This window comes from Paeniglutamicibacter sp. MACA_103 (genome assembly GCF_045798555.1).
In the GTDB taxonomy this organism is placed as follows: Bacteria; Actinomycetota; Actinomycetes; order Actinomycetales; family Micrococcaceae; genus Paeniglutamicibacter.
Genome location: NZ_JBIXLN010000132.1, coordinates 1 through 301 on the forward strand (window position 1 = coordinate 1; position 301 = coordinate 301).

The following is a 301-nucleotide window of genomic DNA, read 5'->3' on the forward strand; positions in this document are numbered from 1 at the left end:
TGCGCCGCGCGCACCGGGGAGCGGCCCACGGATTCGAGCATCTGGCCCACCGGCCCGTCGTGCGGGATCGGGTACGGGGTCGGGGTCAGGCCCCAGAAGGCATACTTCCCGTCCGCGTCGGAGTAGAGGTAGGCGCGCCCGGCGATGCGTGCGTCGGTGTATTGGACGTCGTAGAACCCGTCCTCGTCCGCTTCCCAGACCTCGATCCGCGCGTTGGGGACGGGGGTGCCGACGGTGTCGGTGACGGTGCCCTCGATCCAGCAGGGCTGGCCGGCCGCTCCGCCGGCGATGTCCCCGCCGA

1 pseudogene is annotated in these 301 nt (G+C 72.4%); it reads right to left on the reverse strand.

The features are described 5' to 3' along the window. Positions 1 to 301: pseudogene (locus ACIPVK_RS21850) on the reverse strand (hydroxyquinol 1,2-dioxygenase); the annotation flags it as partial.